The following is an 18,178-nucleotide window of genomic DNA, read 5'->3' on the forward strand; positions in this document are numbered from 1 at the left end:
ATACCTTGCCGGCCCAGGGCAACCGGTATTTCGCGATCTGCGAGATACCGATATTCCGGTATTCGGGCCTGGTGGATAGTTGCTTTTCCATGGGGCGCTGATTCTTGTCGTGGGGTGATTCGCCGCCTTTGCCGCGAACAACACGGTCTTCGACACCGTGAAGTACCCGGCAAGGGGTGATACGCGCGTATTTTGGCCTTCCGCTGATATACTGTCCAATATCTATCGCATCTTTCTGATATATAAAACGGCAGATATCGCATGGAGCTGCGGCATATTCGGTACTTCCTCGCCGTCGCCGACGAGCGCAACGTCACGCGGGCGGCGGAAAGGCTCGGCATTGGACAGCCGCCCCTCAGCCAGCAGATTCACGCGCTGGAGGAGGAGTTGGGCGTCAAGCTGTTTCGCCGGACCGGGCATGGCGTGGTACTGACGGAAGCGGGCGAGGCGTTCGCAACGGATGCCAGGCGCATCCTCCATGACACGCGCACAGCCGTAGAAAAAGCGCAAAGCGCCGGACGGGGCGAGATCGGGCGACTCAATATCGGATTTACCGGCTCCGCCGCGTTCAACCCGGTGGTCTCCAGGCTGATCCGCGCGTTTCGGCAGGATTACCCCAACGTTGTCCTCACCCTGGCGGAAGGCAATACATCCCAGCTCCTCGCCTTTCTCAACGATGGCCGGGTCGATGTGGCCTTTGTCCGATTGAGCGGGCAGTCGCCGGCCGGGGTTCAACTGCAGCACATTGCGGTGGAACCGATGAAGGTCGTGCTCCCTGCAACCCATCCACTTGCCAGGCGGCGCCGGATATCCCTCGACGCACTGGCGGAAGACCAGTTTGTCCTGCTGCCCCGCGAAGCGAGTCCGACCTTGCATGACGTCATTGTGGGCGCTTGCAAGCAGGCCGGATTTGATCTCATCGCCGGGCAGCAAGCGCCGCAGCTCTCTTCGGTCGTCAATCTCGTGGCAGCGGAGTTCGGCGTTTCCATCGTTCCTGCCTCGGTTTGCCAGATACAGGTCGAGGGCGTTGTCTATAAGGACATCGTTGGCAGCCCGGTCTCGATCCGGCTGGCACTGGCTTCCCGGATCGAGTCGACGCCTGCGAAAACGGCCAATTTTCTGGCAATGGCTCAGGGATTCCGTGCCGGCGCCAACGCAGGCTGAGCCGTAGGGCACCGCAGTCGTTCGAACGGACGCGCCGGGCACGCAGGTACAATCCCCGGAAAATCGACACATAAATAAGAGGGGACAACACCATGACTGGTGTGGTTTCAGGCCGCCTGGCGCAGAGGTGCCCTTGAATACACGTTTCATCGAGGCCTTCATGTGGGTCGCGCGGCTTGGCAGCTTCCGCGCCGCTGCCGACCACCTGCACATCACGCAGGCTGCCATGTCGAACCGCATCGCCTCGCTCGAGCAGGAAATTGGAGCCCGCGTCTTTGAACGCGAGGCCCGCGACCTGCGGCTGACGCCGGTTGGCCTGCGCCTGCTCAGCTATGGCGAGCGGATGCTCGAACTGCAGCGCGAGATCATGGTGCTGGGCCGCTCCGACCAGCAACTGCTCGGGCTGGTGCGCATCGGCGCCATCGAAACCGTGGTGCATACCTGGCTGGTCGACTTCCTGCGGCACCTGAGTTCGACCTATCCCGGCATCGAGGTGCAGATCACCTCCGAGACGACCGAAGGGCTGCACAAGAGCCTGCGCGCCGGCGCCATCGATATCGCGCTGCAGACCGACACCGCTGTCGGCGAAGGCATTGCCAGCATGCCCTGCCTGCCGATGGCGATGGGCTGGGTCGGCCCGCCGGGCGGGCCGCAGCCGGGTGAGGGCGTGCTGGCCGGGCTGCTGCAGCATCCGACCATCACCATGAGCCGGGGCTCGCAACCCCATGTTGCGCTCAAGGAGCTGTATCGCAAGGCCGGACTGCCGGTGGGCAAGGTGCATTGCGTCAGCTCGATCGCTGCCATTGTCAGGCTGGTCAGGGGCGGTTTCGGCAATGCCCTGATGCCGCTGGCGCCGGTGCGCGAGCAGGTGGAGCGTGGCGAACTGCGCCTGCTTGCCTGCGATGTCCCGCTGCCACCGCAGCGCGTCGTGGTCAGCTATCACGACCACGGCGTTTCCGAGGCCATCCGTTTCGTTGCCGAACTGGCCTGCCGCGAATCGGACCGGTTCGTCGAGTCGCTGCCCGCACCATATTCGGGTGCCTAGAGCGGCCATTGCGCCAGCCTGGTGCGGTTTCCCGGCCGCATCCACAAGAAAAACTGATCGGAAGGACCAACAATTTCCCGTTTGTCCTGACTCGCTGCTGCAACGATCATCGACTCATCCGCCGAACACGGCGATCACCCCATCAGAGGAGATAGAGTCAGATGAGCAATCCTGCGGCCATTCCCCAACATGGCTTGTTGTTCGTCGCGTCCGATGTGGACGCGGCGGATGAAGCCGATTTCAACCTGTGGTACGACCGCGAACACGTAGAGGAGCGTGCGCGCGTGCCGGGCTTTATCTCGGCCGCGCGTTACCAGGCGGTGCACGGCGGCCCGAAGTACCTTGGCCTCTATCGCACCGAATCGCTGGCCGCGTTCACCTCGGCCGCCTACAGGCAATCCTTCCGGCACCAGACCCCGTGGTCGGTCACCAATCTCGGGCGCATGCGCAGGCCGATGCGCCGCGTGTGCGCGGTCAACGCCTCGGTGGGGCAGGGCAGCGGCAGCTGGATCGCGGTCCTTCCACTGCCGCGTGCAGACGATGCCGTGTCCCTCATCGAACGGGCCGGCGAGGTTGGAGATGAACTCTCGCTGCGCGCGGGGTATGTCCGCTCCTATCTTCTGGTCCCCGACGACGAACTCAGTCAACCCTTGCCCAACGAGAGCCTGGAAGGCCGCGAGCTGCTTCCCCTGTTCGTCGTGGAGAGCAGCGATGAACAGGCAAGCGAGCTTGCGCTGAGCATCGCGGCGCAGGGCCTGCACGCCGATGCCGCAGGCGCAACGCGCTACATCCTCAAGTGGAAACTCTACGCAAAGGAACTGACGTCATGAGCGAAATGATCTCTACGGCAGCCGACGTCGGCTCCGCAGCCGGCGCGCACGAGGCAAATGCAAACGCAAACGCCAACGCCAACGCCAACGCCAGCGCAAGGATGCGCCGCCTGGCCGCGGCCAGCTCGATCGGGACCACGCTGGAGTGGTACGACTTTACCGTCTACAACCTGATGGCGGCGCTGGTCTTCAACGTCATCTTCTTTCCGTCCTTCGATCCGCTCACGGGCACGATCCTGGCGTTCTCCACGTATGCCGTCGGCTATGTGTCCCGGCCGCTCGGCGGCATGGTGTTCGGCCATCTTGGCGACAAGCTCGGCCGCCGCTTTGTGCTGGTGACCACGCTGATCCTGATGGGCATCGCCACCGGCGTGATGGGCCTGTTGCCGACCTATGCATCGTGGGGCATCTGGAGCCCGCTGCTGCTGGTGGCACTGCGCTTTGTCCAGGGCGCCGCCATCGGTGGCGAGTGGGCCGGCGCGGTGCTGCTGGCGATGGAGCACGGCAGGCAGGACCAGCGTGGGCGCAATGCCTCCTTTACGCAGGTGGGTCCGTCGGCCGGCACGCTGCTGGGCACCGGCTTCATTGCGCTGGTGTCGCTGTTCCTGAGCCCGGAGGACTTCCTGGCGTGGGGCTGGCGCATTCCGTTCGTTTCCAGCGTGGCGCTGGTGGTGTTCGGCTTGTGGCTGCGGCGCGGCGTCGAGGAAACGCCGGCGTTCAAGGAAATGGCTGCGCACAATGCGCAGGCCAAGACCCCGCTGAAGGAAGTGTTCGTCTCGCACTGGCGGCGCCTGCTGGTGGCCGGCGGCGTGCGGATCGGCTCGGACGTGCTCTATGCGCTGGTCGTGGTGTTTACGCTGACCTATGTCACCAGCGTGCTGCACCTGTCGCGACCGCTGGCACTGACCGCGACCATGCTGGGCGCGGCCGGCAATGCGCTGACGGTGCCGCTGTTCGGTGCGCTGTCCGACAAGCTCGGCCGCCGGCCGGTCTACATCGTCGGGGCGCTGCTGGGGATCGTATGGGCGTTCGTGTTCTTCGTGCTGATGGACAGCAGCCAGCCGTGGCAGATCTGCGTGGCGGTGGTGCTGGGGCTGCAGATCCACGCCGTCATGTACGGCCCGCAGGCAGCGTTCGTGACCGAGCAGTTTCCGACGCGGGTGCGCTATGCAGGCTCGTCCCTGGCCTACACCCTGGCAGGCATCCTCGGCGGCGGCTTCGCTCCGCTCATCATCACCAGCCTGTACAAGGCGTACGGCACGACCGGCGCGGTGTCGCTCTACGTCTGCGCGGCACTGGGCGTGACGCTGGTTGCGCTGCTGGTTGCCCGCGAAACGGCGCACAAGCCGCTCGAACACTAGGCCGGCCATGGCCCGCCGGCTTGTCCGGCGGGCCGCGCCCAGCGGCTGCGTTGCGCTCGCAGCCCCATCATTCCAACCACTTGTACCGTATGCCTACTTTGGAATTCCAGCTCGCCGGCGAAGGACCGCTGGCGCTGCATATCGACCGGCTCGTCATTGCCGGCTGGACCGGGCGCGATGCCGACGCCGTCAACCACCACATCCGGGAACTCGAAGAGATCGGCGTGAAGCCGCCGTCGACCGTCCCGTGCTTCTACCCGCTTGCCGCGTCGCTGCTGACGACCGCGCCGTTGCTGGAAGTGCCGCGGGAGGATTCATCGGGCGAGATCGAGTTCGTGCTGATGGCGGGCCCCGACGCGCTCTATGTCGGCGTGGGCTCGGACCATACCGATCGCAAGGTCGAGGCCTATGACGTCACCGTCTCCAAGCAGATGTGCGCCAAGCCGGTCGGCAGCAAGGTCTGGCGCTTCGACGATGTCGCGGCGCACTGGGACCGGCTCGAGATGCGCTGCTGGCGCACCCGGCATGGCGTGCGCGAGCTTTACCAGGAAGGGCTGGTGACGCGCCTGCTCGATCCGCGTGACCTGATCCGGCGCTTGCACGGCGATGTGCATGGCGCAGACGCGCTACCGCCCGGTACCGCGATGTTCTGCGGCACTCAGGCCGTGATCGGGGAACTGGGAGGCGGGGAGGCGTTCGAAGTCGAGCTGCACGATCCGGTATTGCGGCGTTCGCTACGCCATGCGTACCGCGTGGCAAGCCTGGAGGTGGCTCCTTGATGCGTACCGATCTTCCCACCATCGCCGAACTGGCCGCCAGCCTGGATGCCGGGCGGACGACCAGCGTCGCGCTGACCGAACAGGCGCTGGCGCGTATCGACAGCCATCGCAAGTCGGGCGGCGCGGCTTTCGTCGAGGTCGATGACAAGGGCGCCCTGGCGGCGGCCGCGGCGGCAGACCAGGCGCGTGCCGCCGGCTATGTGGCATCGCCACTGGCCGGCCTGCCGGTGTCCGTCAAGGACTTGTTCGATGTGCGCGGCCAGGTGACGCGGGCCGGCTCAAAGGCGCTGGATGGCGCCGCTGCGGCCGCCGATGCGCCGGCCGTGGCGCGCCTGCGCGCGGCAGGCGCGGTGCTGATCGGGCGCACCAACATGAGCGAGTTCGCGTTTTCCGGGCTTGGCCTGAACCCGCACTACGGTACGCCCCGCACGCCGTTCGACGAAGCCTGCATCGCCGGGGGCTCGACCTCGGGCGGCGCCGTCAGCGTGGCGCTCGACATGGCCGTGGCCGCGCTCGGTACCGACACGGGCGGCTCGATCCGCATCCCGAGCGCATTCTGCGGGCTGACGGGCTTCAAGCCCAGCGCAAGGCGCGTGCCGCTGGCGGGCGCCGTGCCGTTGTCGACCTCGCTCGACTCGGCCGGCCCGCTGGCGCGTTCGGTGGCTTGCTGCGCGGCCTTCGATGCGGTCCTCAGCGGCGAAACGCTCGACAGCGAGCCCGCTGCGCTCGCCGGCCTGCGCCTGTACGTGACGCGCGATTTCGTCACCGAGGGTCTGGACAGCGAAGTCGCGCGTGGTTTCGACGCAGCGCTTGCCAGCCTGTCCCGGCACGGTGCGCACGTCATCCCGTTCGATTTCCCCGAACTGCACCACCTGCCCACGATCAACGCCGGCGGCGGCCTGACCGCGGCCGAGGCGTGGCACTGGCATCGCGCGCTGCTGGACGAGCGCGGCGCTGCCTACGATCCGCGTGTGGCGACACGGATACGCCGCGGCCAGCAACAGGGCGCTGCCGACTATCTGACGCTGCTGAAAGAACGGGAAGCGATGCGCCAGAGCGCAGCCAAGCTGCTGCGCGATGCCGACGCCTGGCTGATGCCGACCGTTGCCGTCCGGCCGCCGCGGCTCGATGCACTCGGCAGCGATGAGGCCTTCTTTTCGATCAACGGGCTAGTGCTTCGCAATCCCAGCGTCATCAACTTCCTCGATGGCTGTGCGGTATCGCTACCGCTCCCCGCAGCCGTGCCGGGCGTCGCGCTCAGCGTCTGTGGCTTGAACGGTGCCGACGCGCGCATCCTGCAGGTTGCCGGGGCGATCGAAAGGGGCCTTTGCTGAAGGCATCGTGCGCGCGTGCGCAAGACATCGGGTTGCCGGCCGCCGCTGGTTATGCAGCGGCCGTTGATCAGATGTCCAGCACGATCTTGCCGATGTGCTGATTCGCTTCCTGGTAGCGAAAGGCGTCGGCCATCGCTTCCAGCGGGAAATGCCGGTCGATGACCGGGCGGATGCCGGTGGTATTCAAGGCACGCACCATGTCGAGCTGGTGCTGGCGGCTCCCCACCAGCAGCCCCGTCAGCCGCAGGTGCTTGCGCAGCAGCTGGGTGACGGTGACCGGCCCGGTCGGGTTTCCCAGTGACCCGATCACGGCGATATGTCCGCCGACACGGGCTGCCGTCATCGACTGGTCCAGGGTGGCGGCGCCGCCAACCTCGATGACATGGTCTGCGCCTGCGCCATCCGTCATCTCGCGTACTGCCTCGCCCCACTGCGCCGTCTTGCGATAGTTGATCAGGCAGTCTGCGCCAAGCTTGTGCAGCCTGGCCAGCTTCTCGTCCGAGGATGAGGTGGCGATCACCCGCGCGCCGGCCGCCTTGGCGAATTGCAGCGCAAAGACCGATACGCCGCCGGTGCCGAGTACCAGCACGGTCTCTCCCGGCTTCAAGCCGCCATCGGCAAACAATGCCCGCCAGGCAGTCAGGCCGGCCGTGGTCAGCGTGGCGGCCTCGGCATGGCTGTAGCCGTGTGGAGCATGCGTGAAGCACGCTTCGGGCAACGTCACAACCTCCCGCGCAAAGCCGTCGACGCCATCCCCGGGGACGGTAGCAAAATCGCACAGGAACGGCCCTCCGTCATGCCACGTCGGAAAAAAGGTGCTGACAACATGGTCGCCGACCGAGAATGTCTTCACGCCGGCACCAACGGCGGTGACTTCACCGGCGCCGTCCGCCATCGGAATGCGCCTTTGCGCCAGGGCCCGACGGCCTGAAACCACGGCGTAGTCATGATAGTTGAGCGAACTCGCATGGATGCGCACGGTGATCTCCCCCGGTCCGGGAGGGGCGGCCGTGGCTTCCCCGACGACGATGCGCTCGAAACCGGCAGGTGGATCGAGATATATGGCTTTTGCAGCAGTCAAGGCATTCCCCAGGTCGCCGACAGAAGATGCGGGCCGAGTTTAGCTGCCGAACGCCGGAAAGACCACCGGCTCGTCAGGGTGGCTTGCCAGATCTCTACAGGGTTTTCCCTCTGTTTGCGCGAATTGGTAAAAGCATGTCGTGATCGGCCTAGCCGGTTGACGTGCCGCGCTCCGAGAATAGAAAAAAAGAGGTGAGCAGTCCTCACGCGCGTGGCCCGTGGTGCGATATGCCGCTTCCGTCATCGACAAAGCTTTCCAAACACGCAAAGCAGCAATCAAGAGGTACAGACATGAAGAAGCAGGCCAATAGCTTATGGTGGCAAGGATGCGCCCTGGCATTCGGTGTTGGTGTCGTCGGCTGGCTGCCCGTGGCTCACGCCCAGCAGGCCTGGCCAACGAAGCCGATCCGCCTGGTGGTGGCGGGGCCTGCCGGCGGCAGCGCTGACGCACTGGCGCGGCTGCTCGCGGAAGGCCTGCATAAGGCATGGAGCAAGCCGGTCATTGTGGAAAACAAGCCTGGTGCGGCCGGTGCGCTGGCGATCAGCGACATGCAGTCCACCGGCAAGGATGGCCATACCCTCCTGGTCATCCAGGGCGGTGTCGTAAGCGAGGCGCCATTGGCCTACAAGGTCCAGTACAAGCCGTTTGCAGACCTGAAGCCTCTTGCCCAGATCAGCCGCACGGGGCTGGTGCTGGTTGCCAACAAGGACCTTCCTGTTTCCAACCTGAAGCAGCTTGTGGACTATGGCAAGTCGCAAAAAGACGGGCTCGTGTTTGCTTCTTATGCTGCCGGACTGAAGGGGCACACCTCGGGCATATTGCTCGGACAACTCACCCATGTGCCAATGCGGCACGTAGGCTACAAGGGCTCTCCACCCGCGTTGAACGACCTGATGGGTGGGCATGTGCCGCTGATGTTCGATGGGGTGACTACCTCGTTGCCGCTGATCAAGGCGGGGAAGATCAAAGCGATTGCGGTGGCCTATCCGGCCCGGATCGCGGGCCTGGCGGATGTACCTACCTTCAAGGAGCTTGGCTACCCGCAGCTGGCGCAAGCTGGCTGGTTCGCCGTGTGGTCACGCCCGGATGTCGACCTGGCGGTACAGCAGAAAATCCGCGACGCCACGCTGGCATATTTCAAGCAACCCGCCGTGCAGAGTCGCATCAAGGACATGGGCATGGAGCAGGGCGATCCCGCGACGTCGGAAGAGATGATGACGGACCTGAAGCAGGCATACCAGCAACAGGCCGCGCTGCTGAAGTCCATCAACTACCAGCCGGAGTAAGCAGAAGGAGCCGTGAGCGAACTTGCCACGGCTCCTCCGGCGTGCATGGCACGATCACCGGCGCCGCGGGCCATGTCCGTTACGAGCGGCCTGTGGCACCAGGCGGTGATCCGCTTTACGAGAGCTCGAGGATGAGCGCTTCCGCCTGCGGCCATTCACCATAGCCGGAAGCCGGATTCAGATGCCCGACGTCGCCGAGTTCGACGAAACGGCTTCCCCAGGCCTGCGCCAGGTCGCGGGCGCGCTCGAGGCGAGTCAGCGGATCGTTGCTGCTTGCCGCAACGATGCTCGGGAACGGCAAGGCGGCGCGAGGGATCGGCAGCCAGCCGTGATCGCGCAGTGTGTCGGTCGCCGGGTAGCCTGCCGGCATGGGCGTCTCGAGGTCCGCAGGTGCCGCAAGCAGTGCGCCGAGGATCTCGCGTTTGCCGCCTCGGGCTGCCCAATGGACGACCATCATCGCGCCGGCGCTGTGTGCCACGATGATGACCGGCCCCTCGATAGTAGCCAGGGCGCGCTCGATCGCATCCACCCGGGCAGCGCAGCTCAGCTTGTCTTGCTCGAGTGGGGCGACGGAGACCACGCGGGGCAGCTTCGCTGCCAGCAGGGTCTGCCAGTGTTCCGGCACATGGTCACGCAGGCCGGGGACGATGAGAACGGTTGGTGTCGTAGGGTTCATGTCAGACTTTCAAGATGGCGCGTCACCGATGATGGCGGTTCGCTCCATCTTTCGGTGGCACGGGGATAAGGCTGCGGTGCTCGATCAGACAGATCAGCCCTCGTGAGTTTGGATGTTGCGGGCTGCGTCCGCTTGACGGGACGTGACAAGCATTTACCATTTCATGGCACAAAGCTGACACGCGCGTCTGGATCGCCCTGCCTCCGGGCGAGTGCGGCCGGCTCAAAAAGCAAGAGCCTGCTTCCCCCTCCGATATCCCAAAGGTCCTAGGCACTCCCCTCGCTTTCGAGCCACTGAATCGCAAAGCGCATCAACTCCTTGCCACTGGAAATGTCGAGCTTTTCCTTGATGTTGGCTTGATGTGCCTCGATGGTCTTGACGCTCCGATTCAGCTTCATGGCGATCTCGCGCGTGCTGAAGCCGAGCCCGATCAGGTGCAGGACTTCGAACTCACGATCAGAAAGACTTGCAATCGAGCCTGCCAGGTTGTTCCTGGGGACGGCCAGTGCCCGTGCAAGCCTGGTATGCATGGCGGCGCTGAGGTAGATATTGCCGGCCAGCACCTCGCGGATGGCACTCATGACATGCCCGGTGGCCTCGAGTTTCATCAGATACCCGTTGGCGCCCGCTCGCAATGCGCGTTCGGCAAACAGGGCTTCGTCGTGCATGCTGAGGACCAGTATTGCCAGGTTCGGATAGTGTTGCCGGAGCGTCTTGATAAGATCCAGGCCGGAGTCCGCCTGCAGGCTGAGATCCACAATGGCCATGTCAGGCCCGCACGCCATTGCGGCCAAAGCCTCTTCCGTACTGGCTGCCGCGCAGCAGACGTGCAGATTCTCCTGCTTCAGCAAGTGGGTCAATCCTTCCCGGATGATAGGGTGGTCGTCGACGATCAGGACCCTGGTTGCAGGGCGAGGGCTAGGTGGCGTCTCTGGCATGGCCGGGCCCCCTGCGTATCGGATAGCTGATGGCAACCGTGGTGCCACCCATGGCATTGCGGGTGACGGTGCACGAACCGTCCAGCAGGCTTGCCCGGTGACGCAGGTTGTGAAGTCCCAGTCCCGAAGTGCGTTCCATCTGCTCCGGGTCGATCCCCACGCCATCGTCACTGATCGAAAGCGTCTGGCCGTCGCCTTCGCGCTCCAGGTCGATCCAGATATGGCTGCCGTGGCTGTACTTCAGGGCGTTATTGACGGCTTCCTGTGCGGCACGGTAAAGGTTGGTCTGCATTGGCGGATCCGGCAAGTCCACATCCGTCGCGATGCGAAGCGTACAGCCAATGCCGTTCAGCGAGCGTGTCGATTCCGCCAGGCCTTGCAGGGCGACCGAGAGGTCACCGGAGTCCATGGTGACGGGGTCCAGCCCATGGGCAATCCTGCGAGTCATCAGGGACGCCTGTTTCACCAGTTCAACAACGGTTGCCGCATCCGCCGCTGCCGGGTTTCCCTGCCTCTGCAGTTCCTGGCTCACAGTGGTGCAGTAGAAGCCCAGGCTCGTGAGGTGCTGCCCGAGGCCGTCATGCAGTTCCCGGCCAATGAGCCGCTGTTGGTGATCGCCGATCCGGATCAGTTCCGACTCCAGCCGGCGGCGCCTTTCCATCTCCTGCTTCAGTTCGTTGTTGGCTCGCTCAAGGTCCTGGGTTCGTTCTTGCACGCGCCGTTCAAGTTCCTTGTGGGATGCCATCAGGAGACGATGAATGCGCTTCTGCTGGGCATGTGTCGCCACCAGCAGCAGCCCGGTGATCGCCACCACGTTCGCGAACACACACCATCTCACAAGGCTATCCACCGGTGATTCCGCGACAAAGGGACCAGTGCCGTGCGTGGTGCCCCGGACGGCGATGATCGCGACCAGCAAGGTCGCGAGGCTGGTACCAAGATGGTCAAAGCGCAGGGCGGCCCAGATAACGAACGGAAAGATCGCCATGGCCGCAGGATAGTAGCCGTGCCCGGCAAGCTGCGGGGCGCCGAAGATCAGGTGACTCACCCCGAGGATCACCACGGCAAGTCCGCACGCTTCCACGGCCTGGCTCGCCGAACGGACGGGACTTGAATGGGTGAGCAGGTTGAGCAGCGGCGGAGCTACCACGAGCACCCCCATCATGTCGCCGAGCCACCATTTCAGAAAGGCGCCGCTGTATTCGTCGACTGACAGCATACCTTCGCCCCGGAGGGCGCTCGTGCCGATCCAGGCGCTCAGTGCCGAGCCAAGCGTCGCAGCCAGGATGATCAAGGCCAGCACGTCCCTGATGCGATCAAGCGATACCTGGAAACCGGCGACCCGCTTCAGCAGCCATGTGGCCGTCAAGGCGGCCATCGTTGCGCCGAGGCCGATTACCGCGGCAACATGCGCAGGTATGCCCACCGACATGTTCGCCAGCATCGAGCCAATCGCAACGCCAGGGGCAACGCCGACGCCCATCGTGAGCAGCGCAACGAGGGCAATGCCGCTGGATGGCCAGACCAGGGACACCGCACCGCCCACTACCGCATACGCAAGACCCAGCTTTGCACCTGCAAAATACGCCAATGCGACAAATGCGCTTCGAATGAAGAGGTTGAGCCTCGCTTTATGCAGAATGATGGTCATTGTTCGATTCAAACCATCGAGACATGCCCTGGCAACACCAGCCATTGTCACGTTATCTGAAATGACAAAAGTCTTGCAAAAAGCCAACGTGTCTAAATTTGTTGAAAATCGCCAATTTCTATCGAATCCGGGCAATGTGTAGGCGGATCGAATCCATTCGGTGTTGCAGTGCACCCTACCAATCTATGCCAGAATGCTGCTGCGCGGTAAGCCTTCTTGAGGGAATTTCGAAAAGTTCCCGTCCGCCTTCCGAATAGGGCATTCCCCTAGCCCCTTTTCGGAAACAAGCCCTATTCATCTACCTACCGCCAGGACATACATTGCAGTCGTACGAAGCTATGTCCTCACACGGGAGCGAAGCGGATTCGCTGCCGGGCCCTTGCAACCGCATAAGTAGGAGGTGAAAAAATGGTAAAGACACTCATTTTGCTAGCTGGCGCGTGCGCGGCGCTTGGCTCCAGCCTGGCCTATGCCGGCATCGGGGCGCGAGATGTGTACACGGACGGCGCGAGCGTATTGGGGCCGCGGGATCCGTATGCCGATGGAAGCGCAAAGTTTGACGTCTACTCGGATGGCGCGAGAGTGGTAGACAGGCGAGACGTGTTCACCGACGGTGCGAGAATTACCAATCGCGACGGGCTGACAGACTAGGGTAAATAAGCAACTACGTAGTTGCCTCGAGACGTCTGGACTTACATGCGTGGACCGCGCCACGTCAGCGGCCACAACCCGATATCCCCCGAGCACGGCTCGGGGATTTTTTTGCTCTTTACCGATTATTTGAGGAAAGGCCGCCGTTGATCAGCCAGGATGCCATGCTGGCAAGAGATCGAGTCGACGCCGCAATCGCCTGGAGGGACCTCAGCGACCTAAATACGCGCTTTCGCGCGCTGCTCCTGCGCGCCTCATCACTTGCTCGACAGCCCAGGCCAGGAAGGGGGACTGGTCACCGACCCGGTAGCTCATGATGACCGGCGAGACGAAGCCGGGCGCATCGATCGGGCAATAGCGAACATCATCGCGGTGCAGCCGCTGGATCGACGCGGGCACCAGCGTGATGCCGACCCCTGCGGCAACCAGGCCCAGCGCCGTCTGCAGTTCGTTGGCCTCTTGGGCCACGCGCAACTGGATCCCGTGTGCACTGAATAGCGACAACAGGTGGTCAGCGTAGCTCGGACGCGGCCGGGCCGGATAGAGGATGAAGGATCGCGCGGCCAGTTGCCGGGGCGTCAGCTGGGCGATATCGGGGATCGGGTCAGACGCGGGTATCGCCGCCACCAGCGGCTCCGACATGACCTGCTGCTGCCGGATGGCCGGATCGTTGAGCGCGATGCGTCCGAAGCCAAGGTCGATGCGGCCTGACTTCAGCGCTTCCACCTGCTCGATGGTAATCATCTCCGCCAGGCCGACTTCCACCTGCTGCTCGGACTCGCGCAGCTCGCGAATCAGTTCGGGAAGGACGCCGTACAACACCGAGGGTACAAAGCCGATGCCGAACCAGCGTTTGTCCTGCTGTCCGATGCGCCGCGTCGTCCCGATGACCTCTTCCAGCCGCACCGTCAGCTGCTTGCTCTGTTCCAGCAGGAAACGCCCGGCTTCCGTCAGTCTAATGCCCCGGCCGACCCGGTCGAACAACGCCACGCCGACTTCCTCTTCGAGCTGGCGGATCTGGCGTGAAAGCGGTGGCTGCGCCATATGCAGCCGCTCTGCCGCGCGGGTGACGTTGAGTTCCTCGGCCACGACCTGGAAGTAGCGCAGATGTCGGAGTTCCATTCCAATACCTTGAAGGTATCAATCGCAACATCATCGGTCTTGGACGTGGTCTCAGTCAAGCGCCATACTTGCCTGGCCACCTTCAGCCTGCGCGTGCCGCAAGGCCTGAATCTGCTGAGCGGGTGGCACGGACAAGCCGCCCAAGCGCGGCAATGCAGAGAGGAGACCATGGATACGTTGTTTCAGGGGCTGGCCCGTACCGGCCGGGCGGGCGCGCTTGCCCTGGCGGCAAGCCTTTCGTTTGCTGCGCCCGCGGCGAAGGCGGCATACCCCGACCATCCGATCCGCTGGATCGTGCCGTTCCCCGCGGGCGGGGCAATGGACAACATCGCGCGCACGCTCGGAGAAGACATGTCGCGTACGCTGGGCCAGTCGATCGTGGTCGAGAACCGCCCCGGGGCGGGCGGTAATATCGGCGCTGAACTGGTGGCGCGCGCGCCTGCCGACGGCTATACGCTGATCATCGTGGCCAACGGCATGGCAGTGAACCCGGCGCTGTACGGCAAGCTGTCGTATGACCCGGTCAAGGATTTCGCTCCGGTGTCGCTACTGGCCGTAGTGCCCAATGTGCTGGTCGCCAACAAGTCGCGCCGGCAGGAGACCACGGTCAAGGACGTGATCGCCCATGCCAAGGCAGCACCGGGCAAATATACCTATGCTTCCGCCGGCAACGGCACCTCGATCCACCTTGCGGCCGAACTGTTCACGTCGATGGCCCATGTCGAGATGCTGCACATTCCCTACAAGGGCAGCGGACCGGCCATGACCGACCTGCTGGGTGGGCAGGTGGACTATATGTTCGACAGCATCACGTCGGCCAGGCCACAGATTGAATCCGGCAAGCTGACCCCGATTGCCGTCACCACAAGCAAGCGCTCCAGCGCGCTCCCCAACGTTCCCACTGTGGCCGAAGCCGGGCTGCCGGGCTACGAACTGTCGCCCTGGTTCGCCGCCTTCGTGCCGGCGAAGACGCCGCAGCCCGTGATCGACAAGCTGAACGGCGCGATACTCGAGGCGCTGCGTAATCCTGCCGTGCAAAAACGCCTGGCGCAGATCGGCGCCGAGCCGATCGGAAGCTCGCCGGCGGTATTGCGCGACCACCTGACCAGGGAAACGGAGAAGTGGGGTACGCTGATCCGCCAGCGGGGGATCAGGGCCGACTGATTTAAACCGCGCCTGGCAACCCCGGGCGAGCACCACGGGGAAGACACAGTACCTCCAACACAAAGAGGCCCTTGGCAATCAAAGGGCCTCTACCTTGGTTCTGCGCGGTGCAAGCGACTATAGCTTGCGAATCTTCGAGGCTTGTGGGCCTTTCTGGCCTTGGGTGACCTCGAATTCAACTTTCGCGCCTTCATCGAGTGACTTGAAGCCAGTCCCCTCGATTTCGCTGTGATGCGCAAACAAGTCCTTGCCGCCATCATCCGGCGTGATGAACCCATACCCCTTTTCGCTGTTGAACCACTTCACAGTGCCAGTCGCCATCTCGTCCTCGGATTTTGGTACGCACGGGCCTGGTGCCCAGAAATCCTTTCATGACTTCGGCGCACGCCAGACATCGTTGATTGTCAGCATAGGCGAAGCGGTGAGCAGGTGCCAAGTGAGGCGGTATCGGAGCGGGCACATTGCCGTCAGCCGATACGGCCCACGAGCGGGATGACCCCGAAGGCAACTGTCGCAACCAGCATGACCACCGCCGCCGACAGCGCCCACAGCAGGGTGTAGCGCTGATGGTCGCCGAACTCGACTTCCGCCAGGCCGACCAGCAGATAGGTGGATGCAACCAGCGGGCTCAGCAGGTGGACCTGCTGCCCGATCAGCGACGCGCGCCCGATCTCGGCGGCGCCGATGCCATAGACCGCGGCGGCCTTGGCCAGGATCGGCAGGATGCCAAAGTAGAACGCGTCGTTCGAAATAAAGAACGTGAACGGGACGCTCAGCACGCCGGTCACCAGGGCCATGTAGGGGCCCATCCAGTCAGGCACGGCGCTGATCACGCTGTGGGCGATGGCGTCGACCATCTTCGTGCCCGACAGGATGCCGACGAAAACGCCGGCAGCAAAGATCAGCGATACCACCGGCACGACGTTGGCAGCGTGGGCGCCGATGCGTTCCTTCTGTTCCTGCAGCGTCGGGTAGTTGACCATCAGCGCGATCGCGCAGGCCACGATAAACAGGGCCGGCAGCGGCACGGTGCCGAGGATCAGCATGGCCATCAGGCCGACGGTCAGCAGGAAGTTGAACCACAGCAACCTGGGCCTGGCGATTTGCGGATCGCCGGCAGCTACCTCCGGGTCGGTGTCGCCGGCGCGGCCCGAAAACAGGCCGGCATGACCTGGCCCGGTGCTCATCAGGGCCAGGGTGCCAAGCCGGTTGCGCTCGCGGCGGCCCAGCACGAAGGCCACGAACACGCCCCACATGCCGGTGACGATCATCGGCAGGATCATCGGCACGAACAGCGAGCCCACGTCCACGCCGAGCGCGCTGGCCGCGCGCGCGGTGGGTCCGCCCCAGGGCAGGATGTTCATCAGCCCGCCGGCCATCATGATCACGCAGGCCAGCACGAGCCGGCTGATGCCCAGCCGCTTGTAGAGCGGCAGCATGGCGGCGCAGGTGATCATGTAGGTGGTCGAGCCGTCGCCGTCCAGCGATACGAGCGCGGCCAGCACGAAGGTGCCGACCACGATCTTGACCGGGTCGCCGCCGACGAGTTTCAGGATGACGCGCACCACCGGGTCGAACAGCCCAGCGTCGATCATCAGGCCGAAATACAGGATGGCGAACATCAGCATCACGCCGGTCGGGGCCAGCTTCCTGACGCCCTCGAGCATCATCGGCCCGAGTTCCGGGCCGAATCCGCCGACGGCGCCGAACGCAATTGGCACAAGGATCAGCGCCACCATGGCAGAGAGCCGCTTGGTCATGATCAGTGCCATGAACACGATCACCATCGAGTAGGCGAGCAGGGTCAACATCTTGTTCTGTATCTCTTTGCCGGCCAGGCCACGAGAACACGAATGGCCCCGAGGGAGGAACCAGGGGGTACCCGAGCCGGCTGTGTGCGTCCGTCCGGCGCACGGATTTCAAGGCAAGCCGATCCTGCCGGCACGGGACAGCGTGCCGGAACAACGAGGAACGACCGGGGAGAGGCAGCCTTGCGCGCTGGCAAGGCGTGCCAGGCGTGGGCGGGTCAGCCCGCGGAAACGATGCGCTTCGTTACCGCGTCGGCAAACTGCAGCGTTGAGGCAGTACCGTGGAGGTCGCCAGTCTTCACCTGGTCCTGGTTGAGCGTCAGCTCGATGGCGCCGCGCAGCCGCGTGGCGAGGTCCTGCCGTCCCACGTGGTCGAGCATCAGCCCGGCGGCCAGCATCAGCGAGATCGGGTTGGCAATGCCCTGGCCCGCGATGTCGGGCGCCGAGCCATGGACCGCCTCGAAGATCGCCGCGTCGTCGCCGATGTTGGCGCCCGGCGCCATGCCGAGCCCACCGACCAGGCCGGCGATCTGGTCCGACAGGATGTCGCCGAAAAGGTTGGTACAGAGCAGCATGTCGAAGCGCCACGGGTTGAGCACCAGCTGCATCGCGCAGGCGTCGACGATGATGTCGTCCATCGCTACGCGGCCGGCGTAATCGCTGGCCACTTCCCGCGCCGCTTCCAGGAAGATGCCGGTGAGTGCTTTCAGGATATTCGCCTTGTGCACCACCGTGATTTTCTTGCGGCCGTTCTTGACGGCGTACTCGAACGCGAAGCGGGCAATGCGGCGGCAGGCGTCGCGCGTGTTGGTGCCCGTAGATACGGCCACCGCATGCGGGTCGTCGCCGACCGGGATGTAGTAGTCGTGCGCCACGTAGAAGCCGCCGACGTTCTCGCGCACCAGCACCAGGTCGATGTTGTCGAAGCGGCCGGGCACCAGCGTTCGCGCGGGGCGCACATTGGCGTAAAGGTTGAATGCTTCGCGCAGGCGCACATTGACGGAGCGGAAGCCGCCGCCCACCGGCGTGGTCAGCGGGCCCTTCAGCGCAAGGCCGGTGCGGCGGATGCTATCCAGCGTGTCTTCCGGCATCGGATCGCCGCTGTATTCCACACCGGCCATGCCCGCGCGCCGCAGGTCCCAGGCGAACGGGGCACCGAGCGCGTCCAGCACCCTGACGGTGGCATCCACCACTTCGGGACCGATGCCGTCGCCGGGGATCAGTGTGGCCGGGATCTGTTCGCTTGCTCCGTTTTCCATCTGTGCTCCTGTCGAGGTGTCCGAACCGC

General features: G+C 64.3%; 16 protein-coding genes and 1 pseudogene. 8 read left to right on the top strand and 9 right to left on the bottom strand.

Features of this window, described 5'->3' with window-relative positions:
* A pseudogene (locus IPF36_RS35205) lies at positions 1-91 on the bottom strand (succinate dehydrogenase, cytochrome b556 subunit); the annotation flags it as partial.
* Positions 92-261: 170 nt separating this feature from the next.
* Between IPF36_RS35205 and IPF36_RS33365 the strand changes: the two are divergent.
* From IPF36_RS33365 to IPF36_RS33390, 6 genes are all read left to right on the top strand, one after another.
* Positions 262-1,164: a LysR family transcriptional regulator gene (locus tag IPF36_RS33365; RefSeq protein WP_133098238.1), complete on the top strand. Its 903-nt coding sequence runs from the start codon at positions 262-264 to the stop codon at positions 1,162-1,164.
* 133 nt (positions 1,165-1,297) lie between these two features.
* Complete coding sequence (locus tag IPF36_RS33370) at positions 1,298-2,209, top strand: LysR family transcriptional regulator (protein WP_195432241.1); 912 nt, start codon at positions 1,298-1,300, stop codon at positions 2,207-2,209.
* A 161-nt stretch (positions 2,210-2,370) separates the two neighbouring features.
* Complete coding sequence (locus IPF36_RS33375; RefSeq protein ID WP_195432244.1) at positions 2,371-3,039, top strand: DUF4286 family protein; 669 nt, start codon at positions 2,371-2,373, stop codon at positions 3,037-3,039.
* A gap of 101 nt (positions 3,040-3,140) precedes the next feature.
* Positions 3,141-4,400, top strand: a complete 1,260-nt coding sequence (locus IPF36_RS33380; RefSeq protein WP_135706266.1) for an MFS transporter — start codon at positions 3,141-3,143, stop codon at positions 4,398-4,400.
* An 89-nt stretch (positions 4,401-4,489) separates the two neighbouring features.
* Positions 4,490-5,179 carry a DUF2848 domain-containing protein gene (locus IPF36_RS33385; protein WP_135705168.1) on the top strand — a complete coding sequence of 230 codons (690 nt, stop codon included), beginning with the start codon at positions 4,490-4,492 and terminating at the stop codon, positions 5,177-5,179.
* On the top strand, positions 5,179-6,513 hold the full coding sequence (locus tag IPF36_RS33390) for an amidase (protein ID WP_133098242.1): 1,335 nt from the start codon (positions 5,179-5,181) through the stop codon (positions 6,511-6,513). Before IPF36_RS33385 ends, IPF36_RS33390 begins: the two co-directional genes overlap by 1 nt.
* 67 nt (positions 6,514-6,580) lie before the next feature.
* Here the strand turns inward: IPF36_RS33390 and IPF36_RS33395 are convergent, their stop codons facing one another.
* Positions 6,581-7,594 (bottom strand): NAD(P)-dependent alcohol dehydrogenase, encoded by a 1,014-nt coding sequence (locus IPF36_RS33395; protein WP_133098243.1) that lies wholly within the window; start codon positions 7,592-7,594, stop codon positions 6,581-6,583.
* A 290-nt stretch (positions 7,595-7,884) separates the two neighbouring features.
* On the opposite strand from IPF36_RS33395, the gene IPF36_RS33400 reads away from it, so the two are divergent.
* Positions 7,885-8,880, top strand: a complete 996-nt coding sequence (locus IPF36_RS33400) for a tripartite tricarboxylate transporter substrate binding protein (RefSeq protein ID WP_133098244.1) — start codon at positions 7,885-7,887, stop codon at positions 8,878-8,880.
* Between the two features lie 115 nt (positions 8,881-8,995).
* Here the strand turns inward: IPF36_RS33400 and IPF36_RS33405 are convergent, their stop codons facing one another.
* The 4 genes from IPF36_RS33405 to IPF36_RS33420 form a co-directional block, all read right to left on the bottom strand.
* Positions 8,996-9,556, bottom strand: coding sequence for an alpha/beta hydrolase (locus IPF36_RS33405; protein WP_135705169.1), 561 nt, complete (start codon positions 9,554-9,556; stop codon positions 8,996-8,998).
* A gap of 266 nt (positions 9,557-9,822) precedes the next feature.
* Complete coding sequence (locus tag IPF36_RS33410; protein WP_133098246.1) at positions 9,823-10,494, bottom strand: response regulator transcription factor; 672 nt, start codon at positions 10,492-10,494, stop codon at positions 9,823-9,825.
* Complete coding sequence (locus IPF36_RS33415) at positions 10,475-12,145, bottom strand: MASE1 domain-containing protein (protein ID WP_135705170.1); 1,671 nt, start codon at positions 12,143-12,145, stop codon at positions 10,475-10,477. The genes IPF36_RS33410 and IPF36_RS33415 overlap by 20 nt, the downstream gene beginning before the upstream one ends.
* A gap of 861 nt (positions 12,146-13,006) precedes the next feature.
* The gene (locus IPF36_RS33420; RefSeq protein ID WP_135705172.1) at positions 13,007-13,918 is read right to left on the bottom strand and encodes a LysR family transcriptional regulator; all 912 of its coding nucleotides are present in this window, start codon (positions 13,916-13,918) and stop codon (positions 13,007-13,009) included.
* A 168-nt stretch (positions 13,919-14,086) separates the two neighbouring features.
* Between IPF36_RS33420 and IPF36_RS33425 the strand changes: the two genes are divergently transcribed.
* The gene (locus tag IPF36_RS33425; protein WP_135705173.1) at positions 14,087-15,082 is read left to right on the top strand and encodes a tripartite tricarboxylate transporter substrate binding protein; all 996 of its coding nucleotides are present in this window, start codon (positions 14,087-14,089) and stop codon (positions 15,080-15,082) included.
* Between the two features lie 117 nt (positions 15,083-15,199).
* Here IPF36_RS33425 and IPF36_RS33430 read toward each other — a convergent pair whose 3' ends face one another.
* The 3 genes from IPF36_RS33430 to IPF36_RS33440 all read right to left on the bottom strand — a co-directional run bounded on the left by IPF36_RS33430 (position 15,200) and on the right by IPF36_RS33440 (position 18,149).
* Positions 15,200-15,403, bottom strand: a complete 204-nt coding sequence (locus IPF36_RS33430; protein WP_133098249.1) for a cold-shock protein — start codon at positions 15,401-15,403, stop codon at positions 15,200-15,202.
* A gap of 146 nt (positions 15,404-15,549) precedes the next feature.
* Complete coding sequence (locus tag IPF36_RS33435; RefSeq protein WP_135705174.1) at positions 15,550-16,893, bottom strand: CitMHS family transporter; 1,344 nt, start codon at positions 16,891-16,893, stop codon at positions 15,550-15,552.
* Positions 16,894-17,108: 215 nt separating this feature from the next.
* Entirely contained in the window at positions 17,109-18,149 is a 1,041-nt protein-coding gene (locus IPF36_RS33440) for an isocitrate/isopropylmalate dehydrogenase family protein (protein WP_133098251.1), read from the bottom strand.
* Positions 18,150-18,178 lie beyond the last annotated feature (29 nt).

The sequence above is a fragment of the Cupriavidus sp. IK-TO18 genome, from assembly GCF_015549295.1.
GTDB classification, from domain to species: Bacteria; Pseudomonadota; Gammaproteobacteria; order Burkholderiales; family Burkholderiaceae; genus Cupriavidus; species Cupriavidus oxalaticus_A.

Coding starts and splice junctions, on each gene's coding strand:
- IPF36_RS33365 (WP_133098238.1), top strand. CDS start 262: ATGGAGCTGCGGCATATTCGGTACTTCCTCGCCGTCGCCGACGAGCGC.
- IPF36_RS33375 (WP_195432244.1), top strand. CDS start 2,371: ATGAGCAATCCTGCGGCCATTCCCCAACATGGCTTGTTGTTCGTCGCG.
- IPF36_RS33380 (WP_135706266.1), top strand. CDS start 3,141: ATGCGCCGCCTGGCCGCGGCCAGCTCGATCGGGACCACGCTGGAGTGG.
- IPF36_RS33385 (WP_135705168.1), top strand. CDS start 4,490: ATGCCTACTTTGGAATTCCAGCTCGCCGGCGAAGGACCGCTGGCGCTG.
- IPF36_RS33390 (WP_133098242.1), top strand. CDS start 5,179: ATGCGTACCGATCTTCCCACCATCGCCGAACTGGCCGCCAGCCTGGAT.
- IPF36_RS33400 (WP_133098244.1), top strand. CDS start 7,885: ATGAAGAAGCAGGCCAATAGCTTATGGTGGCAAGGATGCGCCCTGGCA.
- IPF36_RS33405 (WP_135705169.1), bottom strand. CDS start 9,556: ATGAACCCTACGACACCAACCGTTCTCATCGTCCCCGGCCTGCGTGAC.
- IPF36_RS33410 (WP_133098246.1), bottom strand. CDS start 10,494: ATGCCAGAGACGCCACCTAGCCCTCGCCCTGCAACCAGGGTCCTGATC.
- IPF36_RS33415 (WP_135705170.1), bottom strand. CDS start 12,145: ATGACCATCATTCTGCATAAAGCGAGGCTCAACCTCTTCATTCGAAGC.
- IPF36_RS33420 (WP_135705172.1), bottom strand. CDS start 13,918: ATGGAACTCCGACATCTGCGCTACTTCCAGGTCGTGGCCGAGGAACTC.
- IPF36_RS33425 (WP_135705173.1), top strand. CDS start 14,087: ATGGATACGTTGTTTCAGGGGCTGGCCCGTACCGGCCGGGCGGGCGCG.
- IPF36_RS33430 (WP_133098249.1), bottom strand. CDS start 15,403: ATGGCGACTGGCACTGTGAAGTGGTTCAACAGCGAAAAGGGGTATGGG.
- IPF36_RS33435 (WP_135705174.1), bottom strand. CDS start 16,893: ATGTTGACCCTGCTCGCCTACTCGATGGTGATCGTGTTCATGGCACTG.
- IPF36_RS33440 (WP_133098251.1), bottom strand. CDS start 18,149: ATGGAAAACGGAGCAAGCGAACAGATCCCGGCCACACTGATCCCCGGC.